This is a genomic window from Nitratidesulfovibrio termitidis HI1 (assembly GCF_000504305.1).
GTDB classification, from domain to species: Bacteria; Desulfobacterota; Desulfovibrionia; order Desulfovibrionales; family Desulfovibrionaceae; genus Cupidesulfovibrio; species Cupidesulfovibrio termitidis.
Genome location: NZ_KI632512.1, coordinates 2,632,522 through 2,659,458, shown reverse-complemented (window position 1 = coordinate 2,659,458; position 26,937 = coordinate 2,632,522). Strand labels below are relative to the sequence as shown.

The window sequence follows — 26,937 nt, the reverse complement described above, 5'->3', positions numbered from 1 at the left end:
CTCCGGTTGCGGGCGGGGCGGGGCAACGCGATGCGGTTTGTCGCTACCGGCAGGTATCCTCCTGTCGATTCAGCGCATTACCCGGCGTGGTCAAAGCCCGCCTGCAACGCATCCGCGTTTTTGGGAATCAGATGGCTGTAGTGGGCGGAAATGACGCTGGCCAGGCTCTTCTTCACCACGTCCAGGTCCACCACGCCGGTGGCCCGCACGTAAGCGCCCAGCGCCACCATGTTGGCCATCTTGGTGTTGCCCAGCTTGTCGGCGATCTCGTTGGCGGGCACGGCCACGGTGCGCACGCGCGCCTCGGCCTGCGATGCATCCACCAGCGACGAATTGAGCACCTGTACCCCGCCGTCTTCCAGCCGGGGTTGGAACTTGTCCAGCGACGGCTGGTTCATGACGATGAGGCTCTTGGGCCGCTGGATGATGGGTGAACCGATGTCCTCGTCAGACACCACCACCGTGCAGTTGGCGGTGCCGCCGCGCATTTCCGGCCCGTACACGGGAATGTACGTCACGTTCAGCCCGGCGTTCATGCCCGCGTAGGCCAGCAGGTTGCCGATCAGCATCACGCCCTGACCGCCGAAGCCGGCCATGATCACGTCCTGGTAGAGCGCCATCAGCACACCCCCTCGCCTTCGGTCACGTCCTTGTACACCCCCAGCGGAAAGTAGGGGATCATCTCTTCGCGAATGCGGGTATTGGCCTTCACCGCGTCCATGCGCCAGTTGGTGGGGCAGCCGGACAGCAGTTCAACGAACCCGAAGCCCAGTCCCTGCTGCTGCACGTCAAAGGCCTTGCGCACGGCCTTCTTGGCGGCGCGGATGTTCTTGACGCTGTCCAGCGAGGCGCGGGCGGAATAGGCCACCCCGCCAAGCCCGGCAATGATTTCGGCCATGCGGATGGGCATGCCCTCGCGGTCGCGGCAGCGGCCGCCGGGGCAGGTGGTGGTCTTCTGGCCGATGAGGGTGGTGGGGGCCATCTGGCCGCCGGTCATGCCGTACACGGTGTTGTTCACGAACACGATGGTGATGCGCTCGCCCCGGTTGGCGGCGTGCATCACCTCGGCGAGGCCGATGGAGGCAAGGTCGCCGTCGCCCTGATAGGCGAACACGATCTTGTCCATGCGGCTGCGCTTGACGCCGGTGGCCACGGCAGGGGCGCGCCCGTGCGGGGCCTCTACCGAATCCACGGCCAGGTAGTTGTAGATGAACACCGAACAGCCGATGGAGGCCACGCAGATGGTGTCGTCCACCACGTCCATTTCCTCCAGCACTTCGGCCACCAGGCGGTGGGCGATGCCGTGGTGGCAACCGGGGCAGTAGTGGGTGGCGCGGTCCACCAGCACGTCGGGAACCTCGAAGGCCATCTGCTCGTCGTCGGCGAGCGCCAGTCTTTCGTCAGCCTGCATCACTTGCCCCCCATGGCGTCCAGAATGGGCGCGAGGAAATCGTCAGAACCGGGCATTTCGCCCGGCATGTGCCCGTAGAAGGCCGAATCCACGATGCCGCGAATGGAAAGCCGCACGTCCTCCACCATCTGGCCGCAGTTGTGCTCGATGGTCAGGAAGCGCTTTCCCTGCTCCGCCAGGCCGCGCAGCAGCGCACCGGGGAAGGGGAACAGCGTCTGCGGCCGCACCAGGCCCACCTTGTGGCCCTGGGCGCGCAGCTTGCGGATGGCGGACTTTGCGATGCGCCCGATGGACCCGTAGGCCACCACGATCAGTTCCGCATCGTCGGTCAGAAAGCTTTCTGCCCTGGCCTCGGCCTGCATGTCGGCGTACTTGGCCTGCAAGTGGCGGTTCTGGCCTGCCAGCGCGCCGTCTTCAAGGAACAGCGACTTCAGCAGGCGCGGCTTGCGCCCCCTGGCCCCTTCCAGCCGCCAGTCGGCTGCTTCGGTGGGCGGCACGGCGGCAGGCTTCCACGGGGTGACCGGTTCCTTCATCTGGCCCACGATGGCGTCGCCCAGCACCATGACCGGGTTGCGGTACTTGAAGGCCAGGTCGAAGGCCTGCACCATCATGTCGTAGCATTCCTGGCAGGTGGCCGGGGCCAGCACCAGCAGCTTGTAGTCGCCGTGGCCGCCGCCCTTCACCGACTGAAAGTAGTCGCCCTGCGAGGGGCCGATGTCGCCAAGGCCGGGGCCGCCGCGGTTCATGTTCACGATGACGCCGGGCAGTTCGCTGCCCGCCATGTACGAAATGGCTTCCTGCATCAGCGAGATGCCGGGGCTGGACGACGAGGTCAGCGCGCGGATGCCCGCGGCGGCCGCGCCCAGCAGCATGTTGGCCGAGGCCACTTCGCTTTCCGCCTGCACGAATTCGCCGCCTGCGTCGGGCAGGGCGTAGGACATCATTTCCGGAATGTCGTTCTGCGGGGTGATGGGGTAGCCGAAGTAGCAGCGGCAGCCAGCAGCCAGCGCGCCGTGGGCGATGGCCTCGTTGCCCTTGATGAAGATGCGTTCCGGCGTGCCCGTGTCGGTTGTGTTGTGCGGCATGGGGCTACTCCTTCCCGGCCTTCTTGGCCTTGCGCGACTTGATGACGCGGATGGCGACGTCCGGGCAGATCAGCGCGCACGAGGCGCAGCCGGTACAGTCCTTCATGGCATCCGCCGGAACCTCGGCGACCTTGTAGCCCTGCCTGTTGAAGCGCGAGGACTGCACGATGATGCCCTTTGGGCACACCGTGGTGCACAGCAGGCACCCCTTGCAGCGCTCGTCCAGAAATACGACCCGTGACATGAAACCGTCCTTTGGGGTGGAGGTTCGAAAGGCTGGTGGATGTGTTGCGCACCCGGCGGCAACCGGGTGCCCGCGCAACCGGACCTGCATGCCGGTGGCGGCGTGTCCGCCCGGCGGCGCCCCGCGCTGACCGCAAAGGGCGTGGGGATGCCGCGCGGCGGCTTTTACCTATAGGACAAGTTTCGCAGCTTTTCAAAGCCTGCTCGTGCGTCCGGCGTGCGGGGCCGCACGGCCTCCACAGCCGGGGCACTGTGGTCCGCAACGATGCGTCACAACAGCAGCATTGCGTCGCCGTATGAGAAAAACCGGTATCCGCGCGCCACCGCCTCTGCATAGGCGGACAGCACCCGCGTGCGCCCGGCAAAGGCGGAAACCAGCATCAGCAGCGACGATTCCGGCAAGTGGAAATTGGTGATGATGTGGTCCGCCACCGTGAACCGGTAGCCGGGCTTGATGAAGATGTCCGTCCAGCCGGTGAAGGCGCGCACCTCGCCGCAGGCACGCACCGTGCCTTCCAGGGTGCGGGTGGAGGTGGTGCCCACGGTGACCACCGGCCTGCCTTCCGCCTTGGCAGCGCGGATGGCGGCGGCGGTGGCCTCGCTGACCTCGATGTATTCGCGGTGCATGGCGTGCTGGCGGATGTCCGCACAGCGCACCGGGCTGAAGGTGCCGTAGCCCACGTACAGGGTCACTTCCGCCCACTGCCTGTCGGTTGCGGCAAGGCGGGCCCGCAGGCCGTCGGTAAAGTGCAGGCCTGCGGTGGGTGCCGCCACGGAGCCAAGGCGGCTGTCGTCGGCGTACACGGTCTGGTAGCGGTCTCGGTCTTCCGGCGCGTCGGGCGTGGCTGCGCCGGTTTCGCGTCGGATGTACGGGGGCAGGGGCAGGTGGCCCTGTTGCAGGAACAACTGGCGCAACTCGCCCCGCCAGTGCAGGCGCACCGTGCTGCGCCCGAAGTCGCCGGGCTGGATGACCTCCACGCGCAGGTGCGGGCCGAAATCCATGACATCGCCGGGGCGGATCTTCTTGGAGGCGCGCAGCAGCCCTTCGGCAGGGACGGAGCGCCAGCCAGCCCCTTCATCGCGCAGGCCGTCGGACTTGCGGGCGGCATCACCCATCCCGCTGTCGCCACCGGCCAGTTCCTCCAGCAAGGGCAGGGGAGTCAGCAGCAGAAATTCCACCTTGCCGCCGGTGGGGCGCACCCCCAGCAGTCGGGCGGGCAGTACCTTGGAGTTGTTGGCCACCAGCAGACAGCCTTCCGGCAGATGATCGCACAGGTCCGCGAAACGGGCGTGGGTCAGCGTGCCCGGGCCAGACGCCCTGCGATCCAGCACCAGCAGGCGCGAACCGCCCCGCTCCGGCGCGGGGTGCTGGGCTATCTGGTCTTCCGGCAGGTGGAAGCGGTACGATTCCAGCCGGTCGTCCTCGGGCACGATGCCCTTGTCGTTCCCGGTCATGGTGTCCGTGTCGGCAGCGGGTTCCGTCGTGGTGCGCATCTGTTTGTTTCCGGTGTTGCCCATCGTGTCATCCGTATCCATATATTCCTCGCGGGGCTTGCCCCGCGTGGCGCGTGCCGTTTGCAGTCCGGCACGACATCCGCTAGTGTCGGCGCAGTTTTCGCGGTGGGCGTTGCCCCCCGCATGGCCCGCGCGCGGGCCGTACCGGAACCCCGGCCAGCCACTGCCAGCCGGTTGCGGATGCCGCCGAAAGACCCTGGCCGTCCGCATCATCAAGCACAGGAGAACCCCATGCGCAAGCTCGTCATAGCCGCCGCCCTTTCCGCCACCCTGCTCACCGTGCAGGGCTGCTCTTCCACGTCCATCCCGAACCCGTTCGAACCCGCCCCGCCCGCCAATGTCAACGAGGTGTACTACGGCGAGTTCCGCGACGTGCCCATCCCCAGCGACATGACCGAGCAGACCAAGTACACGGCGGTTTCGCAGAATTCCGACGGTTCCAAGACCGGCACCCAGGTGTTCGACGGGCGCATCGACCGGCAGTCGCTGGTCAACGCCATGATCCACAACATGACCCGCCAGGGTTGGGCGCTGCGCTCGGTGTTCCGTGGGCAGCGCAGCGTGCTGCTGTTCGAAAAGGGCGACCGCAACGCCATCCTCGGCATCACCGACGGCCAGGCCTACTCCACGCTGGAAGTGTGGGTGGCCCAGCGCCTGCCGGAAGGCGCGGGCGTGTCCGCTGGCGCGAACACCGCGTCGGAAGGCACGTACCCCACCGGCAACTTCTCGGTGGCGCCCAACGCGCCGGTGCCCTCGGGCGGCGGCGTGAAGGAACAGGGGCTTTCGCAGTAGTCCGTCCGGCGGCGGCTGTCCAGTATGCTGACGTGCCGCTGCCGACCGGTGCGGCGGCATGGTGCGGTCCTGACAGCGCATGTCGTACAGCCGTGTAGGCTGCCGGTAATGGGGGCCGGCGCATTGGGCCTGCCCCCTTCGTACCAGCGTGGCGTATCGACCCATTTCCATCGGACAAGCCCAGCACGCCATGACGTGCCAGGGGGAACATGGACGCGCATCTCGCCTTTACCCGCTTCACAGGCCGCAGGCTCCATCTTGGGGTCTGCGGTTCCATTGCGGCCTACAAGGCTCCCGACTTCGTGCGCATGTGGCGCGATGCGGGCATGGACGTTGGCGTCACCCTTACCGATGCCGCCCGGCGCTTCATCGCGCCGCTGACCTTCGCGGCGCTGGGGGCCTCGCCGGTGTTCACCACCATGTTCGCGGGCGGGCAGCCCGGAGGTGAAACCGCCGCGTCACCCCTTTCACCAGACGACGACGTGTTCGGGCACCTCATGCCCGGCCAGTCGGCGCATGCCTTCGTCATTGCCCCGGCCAGCGCATCCACCATGGCCCGCCTTGCGCACGGCCTTGCGGACGACATGCTTTCGGCACAGGCGTTGGCCTTTCCCGGCCCGCTGGTCATCGCACCGGCAATGAACCCCAAAATGTGGGCCAATGCCGCCACGCAGGAAAATGTGGCCACCCTGCGCCGCCGGGGTCATGTGGTGGTGGAACCCGGCTGCGGGCGCACCGCGTGCATGGAAGAAGGGCAGGGCAGGCTGGCCGACCCGCGCGATGTGTACCTGCACGGTTTGCGCGCCGCATCCCCGCAGGACATGCACGGCAAGCACGTGCTGGTCACCCTTGGCCCCACGCGCGAACAGTGGGACGGCGTGCGCTACTGGACCAATCCTTCCAGCGGCGCCATGGGCGCGGCCGTGGCCGTGGCCCTGTGGCTGCGCGGGGCAGAGGTGCAGGCCGTGTGCGGCCCCGGCACGCCGTGGCTGCCTGCGGGCATCCACAGGCATGATGTGACCGGCGCGCGGCAGATGTTCGACGCTGCCGACGCGGCGTGGGATGCCATGCACGCAGGCGTGTTCACCGCTGCCGTGGCCGATTTCAGCCCCGTGCCGCTAGGTGCGGAAAAATTCAAGAAGGCCGACGCGCAGGACGGCTTCAGCGTGGCCTTCACGCCCAACCCGGACATTCTGGCAACCCTTGGCAAGCGCAAGCGTGCCGGGCAGACTGTTGTGGGCTTTGCCGCCGAAACGTCCGGCCTTGCGGAAAGCATGGCCCGCAAGCTGGCATCCAAGAACGCGGACATGATCGTGGGTAACCTTGTGGGCGGCGCGGATGCCGGGTTCGGTTCCGCAACCAACCGCGTCACCGTGCTGGCGCAGGGCGCCCAGCCGGAGGAATGGCCGGTGCTGCCCAAGCCCGATGTGGCATGGAGGATCGTGGATTGGCTCGTCCGCCGCTAGGCCTGCTGGAAACCCTGCGCCCATGGCACGGCGCGGGACTGCTGCATGTGCTGCTGCCCGAAGGGCAGGGTGCGGCATCTGGTGATGCGCCCGGCGGGGATGCAGCAGGCAGCGCAGCGCAGGCTGGCCGCCGCGGTGGCGATGCCCCAGATGCCGGTACCCCAGATGCCGATGCCCCGGACATGCGTGCCTTTCCCGCTGCCTGCGAAGCTCCCCGGTCCATGCAGGGCGACCCTTCCTTTGATCCCGACGCCTACGGCATTCCTCCGGACCCCTCTGATTCCATGGATTCTCCGTACGCCCATGGCGGCGTGTCCACGGGCACGAGGCGCGGCTCGTACTCCGATGGTGGGGCAGGCATGAGTCGTGCTGCCGGACCTGCGCAAGGCTACCGTCAGCCGCCCCCCCGCAACGCGCAATCCGTCAATCCCGCTCACCCCTCCAGCCAGGCCGCGCAGCCTGCACCTGGGGCAGGCCTTGCCGAAACCTTGCCGCCCGTTGGCAGCGGCCCTGCCGCCAGCACCTTGCCGCCTGAACAATGGCCCGGACCATGGCGCGCGCTGCTGGGCAAGACCCCCCAACCCGCACCCGTGCTGTGGACCTACTGGGCGCTGGGCCTTGATCTTTCCGGCTGTGCCGATGCGGCCCGGCGCGACACCCTGCGCCGCATCCTGGGTGCGTTGCAGCAGCCCAAGGGCAGCAATGCGTTCTGGCCCGTGGCCATGCCTGAATCAGGCGCTGAAGCCACGCCTTCCCCCGCTGCCGATGGATCCACCGCATCGGCCACGGAACCCGTGTGCGATTCCGGCTTGTTCCTGGCCGGGGTGGAGCGTATTGCGCCGCGCCTGGTGGTGGTCATGGGCTCCAAGGCCTTGCGCGCGTTCGCGCCAGATCTGCGTGCCCGTCCGTACCAGCAGATACCGTGGCGTGGCCGGTTGCTCATCGTCCTTCCGGACATGGACAATCTGATCGCCGCACCGGCCACGGTGGAGGCGGTCATCGCCTACCTGCGCACGGCGCTGAAGCCCGCCACCCGGTAGCGTCTTACGGGTGCCGCGTCAGCGCTGTCCCCCCGTTCCTGCCCTCCTGTTGATTTTCCCTGCCTGATTGTCTTCACGCAGTGCAAGTCGGCCTTCCGGTCACACCGTGTTTTGCTGTTGCTTCACGTGCGCGCCCTCCCTCCCGCTGTTATCCCGGCTCCTTTCCTTCGCCCATTTCGCGCAAATCCGTGGCGCATACGCCATCACGTGGTTATGATGGTCATACAGGTCCATTTGCGCGCCAGATTCGCCGGGTCTCGGCACAACGCTACGCGCAGACTCCCTGCTGGAGGTAACCATGTTCGAGTTCACTTCCTTTCTTGCCCCTGTCGCCGCGCTGGCCGTGTTGGTGCTGGTGGCGTCGCTGAAGGTGCTCAACGAGTATGAGCGGGCCGTGCTTTTCCGTCTGGGGCGGCTCATCCGGCCCAAGGGCCCCGGGCTGATCATCGTCATCCCGGTCATCGACCGCATGGTGCGGGTGGGCATGCGCGTGCTGACCATGGACGTGCCCAATCAGGACGTTATCACCCGCGATAACGTGTCCATCCAGGTCAACGCCGTGGTCTACTTTCGGGTTGTGGACCCGGTGAAGGCCATCAACGAGGTGGAAGACTATCTGTACGCCACCTCGCAACTGGCCCAGACCACCTTGCGCAGCGTGTGCGGCGGCGTGGAACTGGACGACCTGCTGGCCCACCGCGACAAGGTCAATCAGGACATCAAGGCGCTGCTGGACACCCAGACCGAAGAGTGGGGCATAGCCGTGCAGTCGGTGGAATTGAAGCACATCGACCTGCCGCAGGAAATGCAGCGGGCCATGGCCAAGCAGGCAGAGGCCGAGCGCGAGCGCCGGGCCAAGGTCATCAGCGCAGAGGGCGAATTCCAGGCCGCGGACAAGCTGGCCCAGGCGGCGTCCATCATCGCGTTGCACCCCGAGGCGCTGCAACTGCGCTATCTGCAAACCATCCGCGAGATGGCTTCGGAAAGCTCCTCCACGGTGTTGCCCATTCCGCTCGACCTGCTGCGCGGGCTGTTGCCCAAGGGGTAGGCATGCCGCGCGTTCGTCTGCGCCATTGGCATGGACGGCGTCAGGAGCAGGTTTCCGCAGGCCAGATATGGCCAGAGCAGGCCAGAGCAGGCCAGATATGGCCAGAGCAGGCCAGAGCAGGCCAGAGCAGGCCAGACCAGGTAAGGGCAGGGCGGTTCGGTATGCGGTGACGCCGCAGGCCAAACCGCCTTTCCCTTGTGGCCGTCTTTCGCTACTCTCGCCCTGTCGTCACGCCGTCACCACCTTCTTCTTACGGTGAGCGCGACCGCCCCGTATCAGGCGTGTGCCGCGCCAGCCCACGCAACACCATCACAGGACGCCATCATGCATATTCTCGTTACCGGCGCTGCCGGGTTCATCGGGTATCATCTTTCCCGCCGTTTTCTGGAGGCCGGGCACACCGTGGTGGGCCTGGACTGCCTGAACGACTACTACGACGTGCAGCTGAAGAAAGACCGCCTGAAGCAGTTGGAACCGTATCCGGGCTTTGTCTTCGCCCAGCTGGATATGGCCGATGATGCGGGCATGGATGCCCTGTTTGCCGAACAGAAGTTCACCCATGTGGTCAATCTGGCGGCTCAGGCCGGTGTGCGCTATTCGCTCAAGAATCCTCGTTCGTACGTGCAGTCCAACCTGGTGGGCTTCGGCAACATTCTGGAAGGCTGCCGCCACAATGGCGTGCAGCACCTTGTGTATGCCTCTTCCAGTTCCGTCTACGGGCTGAACACGGCCATGCCGTTCAGCGTGCACCACAACGTGGACCATCCCATCAGCCTGTACGCCGCCTCCAAGAAAGCCAACGAGCTGATGGCCCACACGTACAGCCACCTGTACCGCCTGCCCACCACCGGGTTGCGTTTCTTTACGGTTTACGGGCCGTGGGGCAGGCCGGACATGGCCCTGTACCTGTTCACCAGGGCCATTCTGGAAGGCAAGCCCATCAACGTGTTCAACGAAGGGCGCATGCGCCGGGACTTCACCTACATCGACGACATCGTGGAAGGTGTTGTGCGCGTGACGGAACGCACCCCGCAGCCCAACCCGGAATGGCGGGGCGACGCGCCGGACCCCTCCACCAGCCCGGCCCCGTACCGCATCTACAACATCGGCAACAACAATGCCGTCGAGCTTGGCCGGTTCATAGAGATTCTGGAAGACTGCCTTGGCCGCACGGCCGTGCGCAACCTGATGCCCATGCAGCCCGGCGACGTGGAGGCCACCTACGCCGATGTGGACGACCTGATCCGCGATACGGGCTTCAAGCCGCATACGCCCCTGGAGCAGGGCATAGAAGCCTTCGTGCGCTGGTTCCGCGACTACTACAAGATGTAGCCCTGTCGTGCGGCCGTCTGTCTCCCATCTCGCTGCGTGAGGGGTGCGTCCGGCGTTTTTCTTCTTTGTTCAGGCCGCATTGCCATGCATGCGTAACGGGCGCCTTCCGCAAGGATGGCACCCGTTGTTTCATGTGAAACTTCACATCTTGCTGGAATGGTTCTTTGTTGTTTCCAGTTGATGTCTGCGGCTGTTCGGTTCCGCAATGCCGTTACGCCTTTGGCTCTTTTTTCTGGCCGCGCGGCGCGGTGAAAAGGTAGGGCAGGCTTGTTGGCGAATGCTTTTGGCTGTCGGCATCTCTGATCGGGAATGTCTCCACTCGTGCCCGTTCTGCCTGCTCTGCCTGTTCTGCGCGCAATGTTCGTGGCCTGTGCGGCCAGGCTGAGTGGTTTCGCGCGTGTGGTCATTCCTGGTTCTGTATTCTATCGATATGTCAGTCTATGTTGACGAATCAAGGCTCGCCAGGCCATGACGTTCAACTTTTGCGTTAACGTTTTGCGTGTTGACAGGGTGTCGTGCCTCAACTAGCTATAGCGCTGTGCTTGGCGAGCCCGGCGGTCCTTTTTCCCGCCGTTTTCCCCCTCCGGCGCGCGCACGTTTCATGTGAAACATGAATTTTGCCTCTTACCCCAACAGGATAGGCAGCCGTGGCACGAATCATCGCAGTCGCCAACCAGAAGGGCGGCGTGGGCAAGACCACCTCTTCGCTCAACCTTGCCGCATCTCTCGCCATCATGGAAAAAAAGGTGCTGCTGGTCGACTGCGACCCGCAGGCCAACTCCACCAGCGGTCTCGGCATCGACCAGGAGGAAGTGCGTCACAACCTCTACTCGGTGTTCTTCCAGCCCGATGAGGTGGTAGAGGCCATCTACCCCACCCAGACGCCGTACCTTTCCATCCTGCCTTCCACTACCGACCTGGTGGCGCTGGAGCTGGAACTGGTGGACAAGATGGCGCGGGAATACTACCTGGCCGACCTGCTGAAGCCGCTGGACTCCCGGTTCGACTACATCATACTTGACTGCCCGCCGTCGCTGGGGCTGATCACCCTGAACGCACTGTGCGCCGCGCGCGAGTTGCTGATACCTCTGCAGTGCGAATTCTTCGCGCTGGAAGGCATCGTCAAGCTGCTGCAGACGTACGAGCAGGTGAAGAAGCGGCTGAACCCCGGCCTGTCGCTGCTGGGGGTGGTGCTGACCATGTATGACGTGCGCAACAAGCTGTCGCGCCAGGTGAAGAACGAGGTGCGCAAGTGCTTCCCGGATCACCTGTTCGAAACGGTCATTCCGCGCAACGTGCGCCTGTCGGAGGCGCCCAGCCACGGCAAGTCCATCATCCACTACGACATCAAGTCCAAGGGGGCGGAATCGTATCTGGCGCTGGCCAAGGAAGTGGTGCTGCGCAGGCCGCAGCGACGCGAAGGGCAGGGCGGGTAGATTTGAAGGCGGTTCGCCGCGCGGATGCGCGGCGAACCGTGTCTATTTGGGGCTGGCGGGCGTGAATTCGAAACAGATGTGGTCCTTGAAGTGCTTCTTGCGCACGGCGGCGCCACACTTCACGCAGTCGAAGACCAGCATGCCGCTCAGGGTTGCGTTGCGCAGCCGGAACGGGTGAAAAGGGTCGTGCTCCCAGTCTTCCGTGGCGGCGCCGCAGCAGTCGCAGTGCACGTCGGCGCAGAAAGGATACTTGAAATCCCAGTAGTCCTTGAAGGTCTGCCAGTCGTCCATGGGTTCCGGCCTGGCAGTGGGGTACATTTTTTCCAGGGCCTGCTCCAGCAACGGCGCCACCTTGTGCTGCACGGCGGCCCACACCTGCGGGCTCAGCAGTACGCCGTAGAGTTCGCCATGGCGGTCGTGCAGGTGCACCACATGCGCTTCACGTTCGGTCATCCGGTTGCCACTCCGTAAGGGTGTTTGTTCATCAGTCCACAGATTTAGATAAAGATTCGGGTCAATGCGGACCAAAGTCAAGGAGAACACGATGGCAGGACCTTCGCGCGGATTAGGCAGGGGACTCGATGCCCTGTTCAAGGGATATCAGGAACAGCCCAAGCCCTCGGACATCCGCACGCTGCCCCTGCGCGCGCTGCGCCCCAACCCCGGCCAGCCCCGCAAGATGTTCACGGAAGCGGCGCTGGAAGAGCTGGCCGCCTCCATCCGCAGCCAGGGCGTGTTGCAGCCCCTGCTGGTTCGGCCCATCCCGGGTACGGAAGGGCAGGCCGAGGGTGCCCCCCAGGCCTACGAGATCGTGGCGGGCGAGCGCCGCTGGCGGGCCAGCCAGATGGCCGGGCTGCGCGAAGTGCCCGTGCTCATCCGCGAACTGACCGACCAGGAAACGCTTGCCGTCGCGCTTATCGAAAACTTGCAGCGCGAGGACCTGAACCCCATGGAAGAGGCGCTGGCCATGCAGGAACTGCGCGAGCAGTTCGGCCTGAGCCAGGAAGATCTGGCCCAGAAGCTGGGCAAGAGCCGTCCTGCCGTGGCCAACACCTTGCGCTTGCTGCACCTGCCGGAAGCCGCCCGCGAAGACCTGCGCGAGGCGCGTCTTTCCGCCGGGCATGCCCGTGCCCTGTTGACGGTTACCGACCCGGAGCCGCAGGACACCCTGCGTCGCCGCATCCTGTCGGACAGGCTTTCGGTGCGCGAGGCTGAAGCAGCTGCCGCCCATTGGCGGGACCGCGGCGCCCTGCCAGAGCCGCTGGCCGTGCCTCCCAAGCGTGAGGAGCCTCGCCCCGTTCGTCCGTCGCATCGCGTAGCCCCGGCCATGCGCAGCCTGCAAGGCCGCCTGCACGAGGCGTTGAGCCTGCGCGTATCGGTAAGCGGCACGGAAGACAAGGGCAAGATCACCCTCAATTTCGAATCGCCCGAGCAGCTTGCGCAGCTGCTGTCGCGGCTTGGTCTGGAGCAGCAGTAGGGCGTCACTGCCCTTGAGTCTGCCTTTGGTGTTCGTATTACATTTTGCAGGATGTATTGATGGTCAACTACAGCATCAATGGCGCTGCCCTCGGCGCGCTGGTGTCCCGGCTTGCGGGCGCCCGCGTGTGCGTGGTGGGCGACGTGATGATCGACGAATACCTGGTGGGCGACGCGCAACGCATTTCGCCCGAAGCCCCCGTGCCCGTCATCAGCGTGTCCGAGGACCGGCATCTGGTGGGCGGTGCGGGCAACGTTGCCAAGAACATCCGTACCCTGGGCGGCGTGCCGCGCCTGGTCAGCGTATGCGGCAACGGGCCGCGATCCGCGCTGCTGCGTCGGGTGCTGCGTGACGAGGGAGTGCACGCCGCGTTCGTGGAAATTCCGGGGCGACCCACGACGCTCAAGACTCGTGTCATAGCCCGGCAGCAGCAGATGTTGCGCATCGACCGCGAGGAAACCAGCCCCATCGGCGGGCAGCATCTGGAAGAATTGCTGCGGCTGGTGGATGCTGCAAGCGCCGATTGCAACGTTGTCATCGTGTCCGACTATGGCAAGGGCGTGGTGACCGGTGCGTTCATGGACGGCCTGGAAGCGCTGTGGGAGCGGCGCGGGACGCGCCCCGCCGTGTTGGTGGACCCCAAGACTCCCAATTTCCACCTGTACCGCAACGTGTTCATGCCCACGCCCAACGCCAAGGAAACCAGCGAAGGCGCACACCTGCCCACTGGCACGCGCGAGGAAATCCTGGCTGCCGGGCGCGCCATTTTCGACACGCTGCACTGCCAGCATCTGCTGACAACCCTTGGCCCCAAGGGCATGGCCCTGTTCGAGGCGGCAGACAAGGTCTGGCACATCCCCACCACCGCGCGCAGCGTGTTCGACGTGACCGGCGCCGGGGATACGGTGATTGCCACGGTGGCACTTGCCCTGGCCGCAGGGGTGGATTTGTTGGAAAGCTGCGTGCTGGCCAACTACGCTGCGGGCATTGTGGTAGGGCAGGTTGGGGCGGCATCGGTGCTGCCGGATGAACTGCGCGAGGCCATTGCCACCCTGCCGGTGCCGCATGTGGACCGCTGGGCCTGAGCAGTCGTTTCTTTTGGGTTTTCAGCAGGGCTTCCGAAAGGGAGCCCTGCTTGTTTTAGTGACAATGTGCGATTTCACGTGAAACACGAAGTGTAAACGCAAGCCAAATCGTAATACGATTCGATGGTAAGGCAGAGGGGCGTGCCGTAAGGCGCGCAACGCCTGCATGCAGGGCGGCGGTGGTGCGCGGGCCGCTATGGCCCGCTAAGGCAAGTCACGCGCGGCGAGAGCCAGGGCATTGCCGATTGAACGCCAGAGGGGTATGCGCAGAAAAACTCTCGGCAGCGCCGGGTGTCCGCGCGTCCGGGTGTTTGTGTTTTTTCCATGGCGCGCGCAGCGCGCCCGAGCCTGTCTTCATCAGTATGCCGGAGGTACAATGGACGCCATAACGCTCATTGCCGAGCGGCGCATAGCCGAGGCGCAGGAAGAGGGCGCGTTCGACAACCTGCCGGGTGCAGGACGCCCGCTGGACCTGGACGACGACTCCATGGTGCCCGAAGACTTGCGCATGGCCTGCAAGGTGCTCCGCAACGCGGGCTACCTGCCTCCGCAGTTGGATACGGCCCGCGAGATTCAGACGGTGATGGACCTGCTGGAAAATTGTTCGGACGAGCGCGAGAAGTACCGCCAGATGCAGAAGCTGAACCTGCTGCTGCGCAAGGTGGGAGCCAGCCGGAATCGACCGCTGAACTTCGAGGAGTACGAAGCGTATTACCGAAACATGGTCAATCGGATGCGCGTAGCGGGGCAATCTGCCGGTAATGACACTGACGAAGTGTAACCGGAGGGCGGCGGATGGTCGCCCTCCGCATGCCGGCACACGCAAAGGGCGCCCGGAGCAGACATCTCCGGGCGCCCTTTGCGCAGGCAGGAGGGACGCGCGCGGTTACCCCTTGCGCAGCACCACGCCGAAAAAGAATTCCCGGGCCGGGGTATCGGCGGGCGTGGTGTATTGCACCTCGACAGAAAGAGGGATGCCTCCGGACCCGGCGACGGACAGCAGGCGTTCCACCTGGGCCTCGTTTTCCGCCGGGTTCAGGGTGCAGGTGATGTACACCAGCCGACCGCCCGACGGCAGCACGGACAGCGCGGCATCCACTATCCTGCCTTGCAGCGCGGCAAGCGCATCAAGGTCGGCTGGCGTGCGGCGCAGCTTGATGTCCGGGCGGCGGGAAAGGGTGCCCAGGCCGGAACACGGCGCATCGATGAGGATGGTGCGGAAGGTGCCCGGTCTGGCCGTTGCGTCTTTGGTGTCTGGCGTGGCTGACAGGATTGGCATGGCCGACCCTTCCGGACCGGCTGCTGCGCTGGAGGCGACCTCCGTGCATGGCGGCTGCGTTGCAGATGCCCGGGCAATGGCGGGTTCCGCAAGCCCCAGCCGCCCGGCGTCCGCGCGCAGACCGCGCAGGCGTCCCGCATTGGGGTCGCTGCACAGACGCACGTCCACCCCGCGCTCAAGCAGGGCCAGCGCCTTGCCGCCGCGTCCGCAGCAGGCATCCCACACCGGGCCTTCCCAGGTTGCCGGGCGCAACGCGTCCAGCACTTCCTGCGATGCGGCTCCCTGGCGCGACACCAATCCCTCGCGTTCGAGCGCGGCCACTTCCGCCGGAAAGCCGCCCACGGGAAACATCACCCCGGCATGGCCGCAGGCGGTGCCGCCGTGATCGGCAATCAACCGGTCACGCAATGCCTGCCAGCCGGGTCGGGCGGCATTGACGCGCACCGCCGGGGCCGGAGCCTGAGCGCTGGATGCCAGCAGATCGGCGGTTCGGTCCATGCCGTATGCCTCACACCACAGGTCCACCAGCCAGCGCGGGGCGGCATGGCACACGGACAGGAAATCCCGCGAGTCCGACTGGCCTTCGCGGTATAGTTCCGCGTTGCGGGCGTCGTCACCCAGCCGGGCCACATTGCGCAGCACCGCGTTGGCCAGCTTGCCGAGGCCGAGGCCGAAACGCTGGCGGATGTGCGTGACGGCCCAGTCCACCGCCGCGTAGTCGGGGATGCGATCCAGGTGCACGATTTCGTGCGCGGCCACGCCCAGGGTCAGCAAGGCCTCTGGCGGCAGCTTGTCCGGGGCTGTCAGGAAGCGGCGCAGGAGCCACGAAATGCGGATTTCCGACCGCAGGTATCCGTAGACGAGTTCCGTGGCCAGGGCGGCGTCCTGGCGCGAAATTCGGGCATGCCGCATTGCGGAGTCAGCCAGAGTGGCGGCAGTGGCCTTTGGCGCAGATGGTGCACTCTTTTTGGCAGACGTGTCACTTGCTGTCGCGCGTGTGCCTGCCCCACTGTGTGGGGCAACATCGGCAAGCACGCCATCCAGCGCTGCCTGAACTTCCTGTCCCTTGCGGAGCACCTTGTCCAACGCCGCCAGGGCTGCGGCACGGGCAGGGGGCAGGGGCGAACCCTTTGCGTGAGGCTGGGAACGTCGGGTGCTCATTGCGGGTCCGAGGAGGCGGCGGGGTCCGAGACGGTGGGGGATGCCGCAGGCGCGTCGCCGGAAGTGCGACGGTTGGCGACGCTGGCGGCGCTGGCACAACCATCCTCCCGGTTGTCCCCGTCCTGTCCGTTATCCGGCCCAAAGGTGGCCTCCGCAACGGCACCGGGGGCGGATGCGCCCGCACAGGCCATATCCGCCTTCGCAGTTTCAGGCGGCAGCACGTTCAGGAAGTGGCGCAGGGCCTTTTCCACGTTGGTCAGGCTGACCAGCGTATCCAGGCAGGGACCGTTGGGCCGCTCGTTAAGCACGCCGTACACGGGAATGGGGTGGGTGTCCTGAATGCCGCTGGCAAGGTCGCGTTCGCAGGCCACGGCAATGATCAGCCGGGGGCGCTCCTTGACCACGATGCGCCGGGCGATGGTGCCGCCGGTGGCGATGGCCAGCTTGACCCCGTAGCGGTCGCGCAGGGCCAGCAGTTGCTCTATGGGGCACTGGCCGCAACGTTTGCAGTGGTCCACGCCGTAGGTCAGGCGAACCGCGCAGTTGCTGGATTGCAGGCAGTGCGGCAGCAGGATCAGCACGTCGGACGGGGCAAAGCTGCCCGTCTCGCCGCGCACAAGCTCGTTGTTGACCTTGATGAACGAGTGACGCACCTCTTCGCGCGAGATGCCGAACAGCCGCCCCAGCAGTTCCATGAGCGGCAGGAACAGCTTTACCGCCACCCCGCGCACCCGCTGCGAGCCGAACCAGGGCCGCCCGGTGTAGATGTGCAGCACAAGGCCCAGCGTGGCCCACACGATAAGCGCGATGCAGGCCACCAGCAGGGCGCCGGTGATGTCCGGCACCAGCGGATGGATGTTGCCCAGCCCGATGTACGGGATGACCCACCCCACCAGCAGCACCAGGCACAGGGCGCCGGACGTCAGGCTGATGAGCCCGATGAACAGCCGCTTGCGGGCGCCGTGGTAGTCCTCTCGCGGGAGGGAATCCGGGTTCTTGCGGATGGGCATGGACATGGTTTTCGTGCTTGCGGAATGCGGAAAGGGGTGGAAACGCGATGGCCGGTGACGGTTCGGATATGCTCCGGGGCCGGTCATGGCCGTTGCGTGGTCAGGCAGTTTCCGGACAGATGCCGAATGCCGCCAGATGCCGCCAGATGCCGCCGAATGCGCGTCAGGTCCGGCCACGCCGGCAAGGTTGTATCCTTGGACGGGGGCTATGCCAGCGTCAGCGGCCTACACGCACACGGCAAGGCCGCCGTCGCACTCGCAGGCGTTCAGGTAGCCGCACAGAAAGGCGCGGGCATCCATGGGCTTACGGTCTGCCGGGCGGATGGAATCCACAAGGTACAGCCGGTCGGCGCAGGCGATGGCCAGTTGCTCGTCCACCAGCCCGACTATCGTGCCTGCGGCAGCCCCCTCGTATTCCGGGGCATCCGAAAGCAACGGGCCGATGCGGCCGGGGCCAAGGGCCACGCGCAGTTCCTTCTGGACCGTACCGCTCTGGAGCCCCTGGCTCTGTCGCTGGATGGTGCAGTACGCGCCGGGCCACGGGGTTACCCCGCGAATGTGCGCGTGCACCTGCGCGGCGGGGTGGTTCCAGTCAATGAGGCCGTCTGCCTTGGTCAGCTTGGCGGCGTAGGTGGCCCGGTCATGGTCCTGCGGAATGGCAATGGCGGTGCCGTCGGCCAGCTTGCCCAGGGCCACGGTCAGCAGCCTGCCGCCAAGGTCGGCCAGCTGGTCGTGCAGGTCGCCCGCAGTGTCGTTGATGTCGATGCCCATGGCCTTTTGCAGCAGCATGGGACCGGTATCAAGGCTGGCCTCCATGCGCATGATGGTCACGCCGGTCACGGCGTCCCCGGCCATCACGGCGCGCTGGATGGGCGCGGCCCCGCGCAGGCGCGGCAGCAGCGAGGCATGCACGTTGATGGGGCCAAGGCGCGGGATGTCCAGCACAGATTGCGGCAGGATAAGCCCGTAGGCAGCCACCACCAGCACGTCGGGTCGCAGGGAACGCAATTCCGCAACGGCTTCCTCGGTCTTGAAATTCAGGGGCTGGTACACCGGCACGCCGTGCTCGATGGCCAGCATCTTGACCTCGGGCGGGCGGCACTGCTGGCCGCGCCCGCAGGGGCGGTCCGGCTGGGTGTACGCGGCGATCACCTCGCAACCGTCCCATTCCAGCAGGTGGCGCAGGGTCACGGCGGCAAAGCCCGGCGTGCCCATGAACACGATGCGCAGGGGCTCACGCGGGGCGGCAGGGGCCGTCGCCACGTGTTCGCCTTCGGTGGTGGCGTTGCCGCCCTGCATGATGTCCTGCACTGCGTCCTGCCCGGCCATGCTAGCGCGCTCCCGTGCGCGACCTGGCCGCCGCCGTGGGCATGGGCCGGGGCGCGTTCTTCTGCATCTTCTTGACGCGCGAATCGTACAGGGTGCGCTTCAGCCTGCTGATGTGGTCGATGAACAGGGTGCCCTTCAGGTGGTCCACCTCGTGTTGCAGGCACACGGCCAGCAGGCCGTCTGCGTCCATGCACACCTCGTTGCCGTCCAGGTCGCGCGCGGTAAGGCGCACGGTGTCGCTGCGGGTGACCGTGGCGCGGTAGCCGCCGGGCACGGACAGGCAGCCTTCTTCCGAGTCGACCTTGTCGCCGGTCAGCTCCAGCCGGGGATTCACGAAGGTCATCAGCGCCTCGCGTTTTTCCGGGCCGGACACGTCCACCACGATCAGGCGGCAGTGCTCGCCCACCTGGGGCGCGGCAAGACCAATGCCGTCCTGCCGGTACATGGTTTCGGCCATGTCGGCGGCGAGTTGGCGGATTTCGTCGGTGATCTCGGTGAGGTCCTCGCATTCGACGGCAAGGCGCGGATCGGGATATTGCAGCACTTCTCGGATCATGGGCGGTCCTGTGATGGGGGCGTTTGATGCGGTCACCCTACGGTAAGCACGCCGTGCGGGCAAGGAAAGGGCAAAGGCGCGTGCCCCGTCCACCGGGCGATGCCGGGCTAAGCGAGGCAATGGGCGCTGGTGGGTGATACGGGCGGCAGGGGCTACGAAGCCAGCGGGGAAACAGCGGGGGAGGAAGAGTGTTCCCTTCCTCCCCCGTGATCAATCCGATATGGCGGGCTAGCCTTGCGCGGCGTCCGTGGGGGTCGCGTCCTTGGCGGCTTCCTTGCCCGTCTCGCGCAGGCGCAGGCCCAGGTCGCGCAGCTGGCGGGCGGACACGGTGTCCGGGGCCTGGGTAAGCAGGCAAGTGGCCTTCTGCGTCTTGGGGAAGGCGATGACGTCGCGGATGGACGAAGAGCCGGTCAGCAGCATGGCCAGACGGTCCATGCCGAAGGCGATGCCGCCGTGCGGCGGTGCGCCCATTTCCAGCGCCTGGTTCAGGAAGCCGAACTGCGCTTCCGCGTCTTCCGGCGAGAAGCCGAGAGCCGCGAACATGCGGCGCTGCTTTTCCGCAGTGTGGTTGCGGATGGAGCCGCCGCCAAGTTCGTAGCCGTTCAGCACCATGTCGTAGGCGCGGGCGCGGGCCGCCGCCGGGTTCTCGACCATGACGTCCATGTGGCCGTCCTTGGGCGAGGTGAACGGATGGTGGCAGGCCACGTAGCGCTTTTCTTCCTCGTCATATTCGAACAGCGGGAAGTCGGTAACCCACAGGAAGTTGAAGGCGTTCTCGTCGATGAGGCCCAGATGCTCGCCAAGGCGCACGCGCAGGTTGCCCAGCGCGGCGTTGACCATGCCCGGCGCGCCCGCCTGGAAGAACACGATGTCGCCGGTTTCAAGGCCAAGGGCTTCCTTCAGCCCGGCGCGTTCCTGGTCGGACAGGAACTTGGCGATGGGCGACTGCCATTCCTCGGGGCGGATCTTGATCCAGGCCAGACCCTGCGCGCCGTAGATCTTCACGAACTCGGTGAATTCGTCGATTTCCTTGCGGGTCATGGTTTCGCCGCCGGGCACGCGCATGGCCTTGACCAGTTCCGCCGTGGCGAACAGCTTGAAGTTGGAACCGCGCACAATGTGCGTCACGTCCTGCAACTCCAGCCCGAAGCGGGTGTCCGGCTTGTCCACGCCGTAGCGGGCCATGGCGTCGTCATAGCTCATGCGCGGGAAGGGGGTGGCGACCTCGCGGTCCAGCGCGTCGCGGAACACGCGGGCCATCAGGCCTTCGGCCATGGCCATCACCTGTTCCTCGTCCACGAAGCTCATCTCGATATCGATCTGGGTGAACTCCAGCTGGCGGTCGGCGCGCATATCCTCGTCGCGGAAGCAGCGCACGATCTGGTAGTAGCGCTCCATGCCGGACATCATCAGCAGCTGTTTGAACAACTGGGGCGACTGCGGCAGGGCGTAGAACTGACCCTGGTTCAGGCGGCTGGGCACCAGGAAGTCGCGTGCGCCTTCCGGCGTGGACTTGGTGAGGTAGGGCGTTTCGATTTCCAGAAAGCCCAGCTCGTCCAGGTAGCGGCGGGTGGCCTGCGCGGCCTTGTGGCGCACGATGAAGTTGTTGGCCATGCGCGGGCGGCGCAGGTCGAGGTAGCGGTACTGCAGGCGCAGGTTTTCGCTGGCCTCGGTGCGGTCCTCGATGACGAAGGCGGGCGTCTTGGAGGTGTTCAGCAGCTTCCATTCGGAAACGTACACCTCGATCTCGCCGGTCTTCATGCCGGGGTTGGTCATGCCCTCGGGCCGGGGACGCACGGTGCCGCGAATGGCCAGCACGTATTCAGAGCGGATGACGTGCGCGCGCTCATGCGCGGCGGGATTGACGTCGGGGCTGAACACGATCTGGGTAAGGCCCTGGCGGTCGCGCAGGTCCACGAAAATGAGGCCGCCGTGGTCGCGGCGGTACTGCACCCAGCCCATCAGGCAGACTTCGGCCCCGGTGTCGGCGGCGGTCAGCGTGCAGCAATCGTGGCTGCGCACCCAGTCGCCCAGGGGTTCGATGTACTGCTGGTGTTCCTGTTGGACGTCAAGTTTCTGATCGCTCATGAACGGTTCCTTTGGATGTTTCCCGAGGATGACAAGTCGGAAAGGGACGGAAACGGGGTAGGAAGAGTACCGGTGAGGGGACCCTTTGCGGCAGCCGTTAGGTGAGCGCTTGCGCGAACCTTACGGATGGCGACCGCAACGCGGAAAGGGTCTCCCTCACCGGACCCCTCCCCCCCAAACTTTTCAAAAGGGTAGCGACAAATGCGGTCGGCACCCTCGCTAGACGTGGTTCACGGCATCACCCTGCGGCACGCTGCACTGCTCGCCGCTGTCCATGTCCTTGATGACCACGGTGCCGTTGGTCATCTCGTCGCCGCCCAGCAGCAGGGCCTTGCGCGCACCGGTGCGACCGGCCTGGCGCATCTGGCCCTTGATGCCGCGTGCGGCAAAGGACACCTCGCCCGCCTTGCCCGCTGCGCGCAGTTCCTGCGCCAGCAGCATGGCCGCGTCCGCGGCAGCCGGGTCCAGTACGGCAATGTAGAAATCGGGCCGCTTCTTCTCCAGCGCGGGCAGCATCAGGGCCAGGCGTTCCATGCCGCAGGCAAAGCCCACGCCGGGCACGTCCGGGCCGCCCAGTTGGGCCACCAGGCCGTCATACCGCCCGCCGCCCGCCACCGACGATTGCGCGCCGATGGAGCCGGAAACCACCTCGAAGGTGGTGCGGTTGTAATAGTCCAGCCCGCGCACCAGGCGCGGGGTGAGCACGTAGTCCAGTTGCGCGGCGTCGAACACGCGCAGCACCGTGTCGAAGTGGGTGCGGCATTCCGGGCAGTTGTGGTCGATGATGCGCGGAGCGTCGGCGGTCAGCTCGCGGCAGGTGGGCACCTTGCAGTCCAGCACCCGCAGCGGGTTGGTGTCGATGCGGCGGCGGCAGTCCTCGCACAGGGCTTCGCGGTCGATGGACTCCAGAAAGTCGCGCAGCGCGGCCCGGTACACCGGGCGGCATTCGCGGCAACCCAGCGAGTTCACCTGCAACGAAAGGTCGGTCAGCCCGAGCGCGCGCAGAAAGGTCATGAGCATCAGCACCAGCTCGGCGTCGGCCTGCGGCTCCTGCGGGCCAAGGCATTCGCAGTTGATCTGGTGGAACTGGCGCATGCGGCCCTTTTGCGGGCGCTCGTAGCGGAACATGGGGCCGGTGGTGAACAGCTTGGAGACCGGCTCCTGCGCGTGGCGGCCCGCATCGATGAAGGCGCGCATGACGCCCGCCGTGGCTTCCGGGCGCAGGGTCAGCGAACGGCCCTTGCGGTCGGGGAAGGTGTACATTTCCTTCTGCACCACGTCGGTCTCGGTGCCGATGGAGCGGCAGAACAGTTCGGTGCGCTCCAGCAGCGGGGTGCGCAGCTCGGTGTAGCCGTAACGGCCAAACACCTCGCGCGCGGTGTTCTCCATGAAGGTGAACACGTCGCTGTCGGGGCTGAACATGTCGGCGAACCCCTTGATGGTGCCCACCTTGTCGCCCGTAACCTTTTGCGTGGTCTTGTCGGCGGCGGTCTTGTCGGAATTGTTGGTGCTCATGGCTCGCTTCCGGATGCAGGCTTGCGCGGCAGGGGGCATGCGCACGGCACGCCGCACCCCGCCGGTGCGGAAACAGCCATGGATAGTCCAATGGGCGGGTATTGTCAAAATCGTAGAATATCATGCGCGGGGCTGGGGTAGGATGCCGCTGGCGGGCGCGGATAGTGTGCCGCGCGGCGGTACCGGCCACGCGATATGACACGGGAAAATCCTGGCGGGAGAGCCAGGGATGAGTCTGCGCGGGGCCGTAACCGCGCCCGGCTATTCCCCGTGCTTGTCGCGGCAGGAAAACCCGTCCGTTGCTGTCTGGCGACCGGGCGCCATGCGTGACACGGCGGCCTTGCCCGTGCGCAGCACCAGCGGGGTGACCGGCATGCGGGGGCCAAAGTCCATGCGCATGGCCACGTACGCGCCGAACGGCCAAAGGCTGATCCAGCCGTTCAGCATCTCGAACAGGCGCGATTCGCGCCAGGTGCAGGCCGGTCCGTGCAGCACCGAGCGCATGGTGATGGAGGAGGACACCCCCGTGCCGCGCACCAGCGCATACATGGAAGGGATGCTGAACCAGTGCGCCTGCCGCAGCAAGGAGCCGCGCAGCCCCGGCACCGGCAGGCCATGGGTGGGGTAGTAGGGCGATACCCGGTTCAGAAAGCCCACCAGCACCCCGCGCGAGGCCACCCGGAACGCTTCGGCCAGCGCCGCCGCAGGGTCGGGCATGAACTCCAGGCTGGTCAGCAGGGCCACATAATCGAACGCATCGTCGTCGAATGGCAGGTGGTCCGCCACGCCCAGGTGAAAGTCCGCCCGGCAGTTCATGCGCTCGCGCGCGGCCTCCAGCATGGCCTCGCTGCTGTCCAGCCCCGTGACGTCGAACCCCGCCTCCCAGAACGATTCCAGAAACACCCCCGGGCCGCAGCCCACCTCCAGCAGGGTGTGCCCGCGCCGGGGCCAGCCAGACACCATGTGGTGCAGCAGCCGCTGCTCGTGCCGTACCGCAAACGCCCCCTTGGGCGTCTCCAGCCACTGCATGTAGCCCCGCACCGTGTCCGCGTCCCACCGCTGATTCATGCGCCTCCCCATTGTCTCCGGCATCCGGTTTGGGCGCAGCATACGCCAAGACCCCCCGCGCGAAAAGGGTGTGGAGCTACAGGAAGGAGGAGAGGAAGAAAGAACCGGGGGCGGGGAAACCCACTTTTCCAAAAGTGGGTTTCCCCGCCCCCGGACCCCCACCCCTTCCCACAAAACGTTTCAATTGGGGACTCCATGGGATTTCGCAAGACTTATCCGCAATGCGTATCCCGCCCCAATTAAAAAGTTTGGGAGGTAGGGGGTCCGGGGGAAGGAACCTTTTTCAAAAGGTTCCTTCCCCCGGTTGGTCTTGAATTATTCTATTCGCTACACCCCGTCACGCACCCGTGCGGCGGCGGCCACGAGGTGGGCGAGGCTGGCGCGGGTTTCGGGCCAGTCGCGAGTTTTCAGGCCGCAGTCGGGGTTGGCCCACAGGCGGTCCAGGGGCAGGACGCGGGTGGCGGCGCGGAGCAGGGTTTCCATTTCGTCGATGGAGGGCACGCGCGGGCTGTGGATGTCGTACACGCCGGGGCCGACCTCGTTGAGGTAGGCGTGGGTGGCAAAGATATCCAGCAGTTCCATGCGGCTGCGGCTGGCTTCCAGGCTGATGACGTCGGCGTCCAGGGCGGCCACGTGGTCGATGATGTCGTGGAAGTCGCAGTAGCACATGTGGGTATGGATCTGGGTGGCGTCCTGCACGCCGGACGAGGCCAGGCGGAACGCGCCCACGGCGGCGTCCAGGTAGGCGGCGTGGGCGGCGCGGCGCAGGGGCAGCCCCTCGCGCAGGGCGGGTTCGTCGATCTGGATGACGCCGATGCCGGCGGACTCGAGGTCGGCCACCTCGTCGCGGATGGCGAGAGCGAGTTGGCGGAAGACAACGGGCCGGGGCACGTCATCACGGACAAAACTCCAGCAGGCGATGGTGACCGGGCCGGTGAGCATGCCCTTGACCGGCTTGTCGGTAAGCGACTGGGCATGGGTGATCCAGCGTACGGTCATGGGGCCGGGACGCGAGACGTCGCCGTAGAGCAGGGGCGGTTTGACGCAGCGGGTGCCGTAACTCTGCACCCAGCCGTTGGCGGTGATGCAGAACCCGCGCAACTGCTCGCCGAAGTATTCGACCATGTCATTGCGCTCCGGCTCGCCGTGCACCAGCACGTCCAGCCCAAGGGCCTCCTGCTCGCGGATGGCGGTGGCGATGGCCTCGCGCATGGCGGCGTCATACTGGGCCTCGGTGATCTGGCCGGTGCGCAGCTTGCGGCGCTGGGCGCGGATGTCGGCGGTCTGGGGGAACGAGCCGATGGTGGTGGTGGGCAGCACGGGCAGGCGCAACGCGGCGCGCTGGGAGGTGATGCGGGCGGTGTAGGGCGTGGCGCGCCAGCCCATTTCCGGGGTGACGGTGCCAACGCGGACCGCAACGGCGGGGTCGTGGATGACCGGGCTTGCGGCGCGCGCGGCCAGCGCGGCCCGGTTGCGGGCAAGGGCGGCGGCGGTTTCCGGCGCGTCGGCGCGGCCATTCAGGTCGCACATGTCGGCCACCAGACGCACCTCGGCGCACTTCTGTCTGGCAAAGGCCAGCCACTGCGCCACTTCCGGGTCCAGCCCGGTTTCGGCATCAAGGTCCACGGGGCTGTGCAGCAGCGAACAGGACGGGGCCACCCACACCCGGTCCGGACCAAGGGCGGCCACGGCGTCACGCACCGGCGCGGCGGCCTTGTCCGCGTCCACGCGCCAGACATTGCGGCCATTGATGACCCCCAGGGAAAGCGCAATGCCGGATTGCGGCAACGCCGGGTCGCCCGTCTGTTTCTGGGGCGCGCGGGTCAGGATGTCCAGTGCCGGGGCCAGATCTTCCGGCCCGCGCACCAGGTCCAGGTGCAGCACGTCCACAGGGAGGGACAGTGCCGTTGCCAGGTTGTCGCCCACCGGAGCGAAGTAACTGGCCAGCAGCAGGGTGGCGTCCGGCACGGCCACGCGCAGTCGGGCATAGGCGGGCACGAAGCGCGAGCGGATGTCGTCGGCCAGATCCAGCGACAGGATGGGTTCATCCAGCTGGATCAACGGGCAGCGGGCGGCCACATCGCGCAGCAGCGCGCCGTAGGCGTCGAGCAGGGCGGGCAGCAGCGACCAGCGGGTGCCGCCGTCCACGCGTTTGGACAACCACAGAAAGGTCATGGGGCCGGGCAGCACCGCCTTGGGGGTGAAGCCAGCCGCCAGCGCCTCGTCGATCTGGGCCAGCAGGGGGGCGGCCTCTGGCGCGAAGGTGGTAGCCGCGTCCAGTTCCGGGACCAGGTAATGGTAGTTGGTGTCGAACCACTTGGTCATTTCCAGCGGGGCCACGGGGTGGTCGCCGCCCTGGCCGCGCGCCATGCGGAACATCAGGTCGATGTCGCGGGGGGCGTCGCCGTTGCGGAAGCGCGGGGGCACCACGCCAAGCAGCAGGGCAGCGTCCAGGATGTGGTCGTACAGGGCGAAGTCGCCCACGGGCACCACGTCGATGCCCGCCTTGCGCTGGAGGGTCCAGTTGCGCAGGCGGATGGCGCGCGCGGCGTCCTCCAGTTGCTGCCGCGTGACGGCGCCTTTCCAGTAGTCCTCGACGGCCTTTTTCAGTTCACGGTTGCCGCCGATGCGCGGAAAACCAAGGGTGTGGGTACGCATTGCCACCTCCGGAATGCGTGAAGACAGGTGAGTGCGATTCGCGAGCGCGCCGCGCCGCAATGCAGCGGGCGGGCGCATGCCGGGGTCCGGTTCGCGCGGCCTTGGGCGGTGCGGAGGGGACGTCTTCCGACTGACGGGCGGTGGGTGAAAGGCTTCGTACCCACGCGAACGCCCTTGCGAGGGGCATCGCGTGGTCCAAAGCCGTGGCCCGCGCCCTTCCCGCCGAGCCGCTCCGACAGCCCCGTTGCCCGTGCGGGCAGGGGATCGCCGGATGGCGGTAGCGGTGGACGCGGGCGGCATGCCCGAACACGGCAGCGCGCCTGTACCGGATTCGCACCGGTTT

The 26,937-nt window shown here is 66.4% G+C and carries 23 protein-coding genes; 9 read left to right on the top strand and 14 right to left on the bottom strand.

The features are described 5' to 3' along the window. Positions 1-77: 77 nt before the first annotated feature. The 5 genes from DESTE_RS10780 to queA all read right to left on the bottom strand — a co-directional run bounded on the left by DESTE_RS10780 (position 78) and on the right by queA (position 4,194). On the bottom strand, positions 78-620 hold the full coding sequence (locus DESTE_RS10780; RefSeq protein ID WP_035070170.1) for a 2-oxoacid:ferredoxin oxidoreductase subunit gamma family protein: 543 nt from the start codon (positions 618-620) through the stop codon (positions 78-80). Next, positions 620-1,411, bottom strand: coding sequence for a thiamine pyrophosphate-dependent enzyme (locus DESTE_RS10775; protein WP_035067562.1), 792 nt, complete (start codon positions 1,409-1,411; stop codon positions 620-622). The genes DESTE_RS10780 and DESTE_RS10775 overlap by 1 nt, the downstream gene beginning before the upstream one ends. Beyond that, entirely contained in the window at positions 1,411-2,496 is a 1,086-nt protein-coding gene (locus DESTE_RS10770; protein ID WP_035067560.1) for a 3-methyl-2-oxobutanoate dehydrogenase subunit VorB, read from the bottom strand. The genes DESTE_RS10775 and DESTE_RS10770 overlap by 1 nt, the downstream gene beginning before the upstream one ends. Before the next feature lie 4 nt (positions 2,497-2,500). Further along, the gene (locus DESTE_RS10765) at positions 2,501-2,740 is read right to left on the bottom strand and encodes a 4Fe-4S binding protein (RefSeq protein ID WP_007525344.1); all 240 of its coding nucleotides are present in this window, start codon (positions 2,738-2,740) and stop codon (positions 2,501-2,503) included. 269 nt (positions 2,741-3,009) lie between these two features. Continuing rightward, on the bottom strand, positions 3,010-4,194 hold the full coding sequence (gene queA, locus DESTE_RS10760; protein WP_051384632.1) for a tRNA preQ1(34) S-adenosylmethionine ribosyltransferase-isomerase QueA: 1,185 nt from the start codon (positions 4,192-4,194) through the stop codon (positions 3,010-3,012). Between the two features lie 291 nt (positions 4,195-4,485). On the opposite strand from queA, the gene DESTE_RS10755 reads away from it, so the two are divergent. The 6 genes from DESTE_RS10755 to DESTE_RS10725 all read left to right on the top strand — a co-directional run bounded on the left by DESTE_RS10755 (position 4,486) and on the right by DESTE_RS10725 (position 11,368). Continuing rightward, positions 4,486-5,046, top strand: coding sequence for a hypothetical protein (locus tag DESTE_RS10755; protein ID WP_035067558.1), 561 nt, complete (start codon positions 4,486-4,488; stop codon positions 5,044-5,046). A gap of 209 nt (positions 5,047-5,255) precedes the next feature. Next, positions 5,256-6,512, top strand: a complete 1,257-nt coding sequence (coaBC, locus tag DESTE_RS10750; protein WP_035067557.1) for a bifunctional phosphopantothenoylcysteine decarboxylase/phosphopantothenate--cysteine ligase CoaBC — start codon at positions 5,256-5,258, stop codon at positions 6,510-6,512. Beyond that, complete coding sequence (locus tag DESTE_RS10745) at positions 6,494-7,552, top strand: hypothetical protein (protein WP_035067556.1); 1,059 nt, start codon at positions 6,494-6,496, stop codon at positions 7,550-7,552. Before coaBC ends, DESTE_RS10745 begins: the two co-directional genes overlap by 19 nt. 298 nt (positions 7,553-7,850) lie before the next feature. Beyond that, positions 7,851-8,600 carry a slipin family protein gene (locus DESTE_RS10735; RefSeq protein WP_035067552.1) on the top strand — a complete coding sequence of 250 codons (750 nt, stop codon included), beginning with the start codon at positions 7,851-7,853 and terminating at the stop codon, positions 8,598-8,600. 324 nt (positions 8,601-8,924) lie between these two features. Continuing rightward, the gene (locus DESTE_RS10730) at positions 8,925-9,932 is read left to right on the top strand and encodes an NAD-dependent epimerase (RefSeq protein WP_035067549.1); all 1,008 of its coding nucleotides are present in this window, start codon (positions 8,925-8,927) and stop codon (positions 9,930-9,932) included. Between the two features lie 647 nt (positions 9,933-10,579). After that, positions 10,580-11,368, top strand: coding sequence for a ParA family protein (locus DESTE_RS10725; protein WP_012613163.1), 789 nt, complete (start codon positions 10,580-10,582; stop codon positions 11,366-11,368). Between the two features lie 42 nt (positions 11,369-11,410). Here DESTE_RS10725 and DESTE_RS10720 read toward each other — a convergent pair whose 3' ends face one another. Next, positions 11,411-11,821 (bottom strand): hypothetical protein, encoded by a 411-nt coding sequence (locus DESTE_RS10720; protein ID WP_035067547.1) that lies wholly within the window; start codon positions 11,819-11,821, stop codon positions 11,411-11,413. A 91-nt stretch (positions 11,822-11,912) separates the two neighbouring features. Between DESTE_RS10720 and DESTE_RS10715 the strand changes: the two genes are divergently transcribed. From DESTE_RS10715 to DESTE_RS10705, 3 genes are all read left to right on the top strand, one after another. After that, positions 11,913-12,845 carry a ParB/RepB/Spo0J family partition protein gene (locus tag DESTE_RS10715; RefSeq protein WP_035067545.1) on the top strand — a complete coding sequence of 311 codons (933 nt, stop codon included), beginning with the start codon at positions 11,913-11,915 and terminating at the stop codon, positions 12,843-12,845. Positions 12,846-12,904: 59 nt separating this feature from the next. Then, on the top strand, positions 12,905-13,930 hold the full coding sequence (locus DESTE_RS10710; RefSeq protein WP_035067543.1) for a bifunctional heptose 7-phosphate kinase/heptose 1-phosphate adenyltransferase: 1,026 nt from the start codon (positions 12,905-12,907) through the stop codon (positions 13,928-13,930). A 376-nt stretch (positions 13,931-14,306) separates the two neighbouring features. Continuing rightward, complete coding sequence (locus DESTE_RS10705; protein WP_035067541.1) at positions 14,307-14,711, top strand: DnaJ family domain-containing protein; 405 nt, start codon at positions 14,307-14,309, stop codon at positions 14,709-14,711. Between the two features lie 105 nt (positions 14,712-14,816). On the opposite strand, the gene DESTE_RS10700 is transcribed toward DESTE_RS10705, so the two are convergent. From DESTE_RS10700 to metE, 8 genes are all read right to left on the bottom strand, one after another. Next, positions 14,817-16,370 carry a transcription antitermination factor NusB gene (locus DESTE_RS10700; RefSeq protein ID WP_035067539.1) on the bottom strand — a complete coding sequence of 518 codons (1,554 nt, stop codon included), beginning with the start codon at positions 16,368-16,370 and terminating at the stop codon, positions 14,817-14,819. After that, entirely contained in the window at positions 16,367-17,386 is a 1,020-nt protein-coding gene (locus DESTE_RS10695) for a DUF116 domain-containing protein (protein WP_035067537.1), read from the bottom strand. The genes DESTE_RS10700 and DESTE_RS10695 overlap by 4 nt, the downstream gene beginning before the upstream one ends. A gap of 219 nt (positions 17,387-17,605) precedes the next feature. Continuing rightward, the gene (fmt, locus tag DESTE_RS10690) at positions 17,606-18,679 is read right to left on the bottom strand and encodes a methionyl-tRNA formyltransferase (protein WP_281172071.1); all 1,074 of its coding nucleotides are present in this window, start codon (positions 18,677-18,679) and stop codon (positions 17,606-17,608) included. Positions 18,680-18,710: 31 nt separating this feature from the next. Further along, positions 18,711-19,265 carry a peptide deformylase gene (def, locus tag DESTE_RS10685; RefSeq protein WP_035067535.1) on the bottom strand — a complete coding sequence of 185 codons (555 nt, stop codon included), beginning with the start codon at positions 19,263-19,265 and terminating at the stop codon, positions 18,711-18,713. Positions 19,266-19,493: 228 nt separating this feature from the next. After that, positions 19,494-21,353 carry an aspartate--tRNA ligase gene (gene aspS / locus DESTE_RS10680; RefSeq protein ID WP_035067534.1) on the bottom strand — a complete coding sequence of 620 codons (1,860 nt, stop codon included), beginning with the start codon at positions 21,351-21,353 and terminating at the stop codon, positions 19,494-19,496. A gap of 219 nt (positions 21,354-21,572) precedes the next feature. After that, positions 21,573-22,868, bottom strand: coding sequence for a histidine--tRNA ligase (hisS, locus tag DESTE_RS10675; RefSeq protein ID WP_084559431.1), 1,296 nt, complete (start codon positions 22,866-22,868; stop codon positions 21,573-21,575). Between the two features lie 261 nt (positions 22,869-23,129). Next, complete coding sequence (locus DESTE_RS10670; RefSeq protein WP_035067531.1) at positions 23,130-23,936, bottom strand: class I SAM-dependent methyltransferase; 807 nt, start codon at positions 23,934-23,936, stop codon at positions 23,130-23,132. 327 nt (positions 23,937-24,263) lie between these two features. After that, on the bottom strand, positions 24,264-26,594 hold the full coding sequence (gene metE, locus DESTE_RS10665; protein WP_035067529.1) for a 5-methyltetrahydropteroyltriglutamate--homocysteine S-methyltransferase: 2,331 nt from the start codon (positions 26,592-26,594) through the stop codon (positions 24,264-24,266). Positions 26,595-26,937 lie beyond the last annotated feature (343 nt).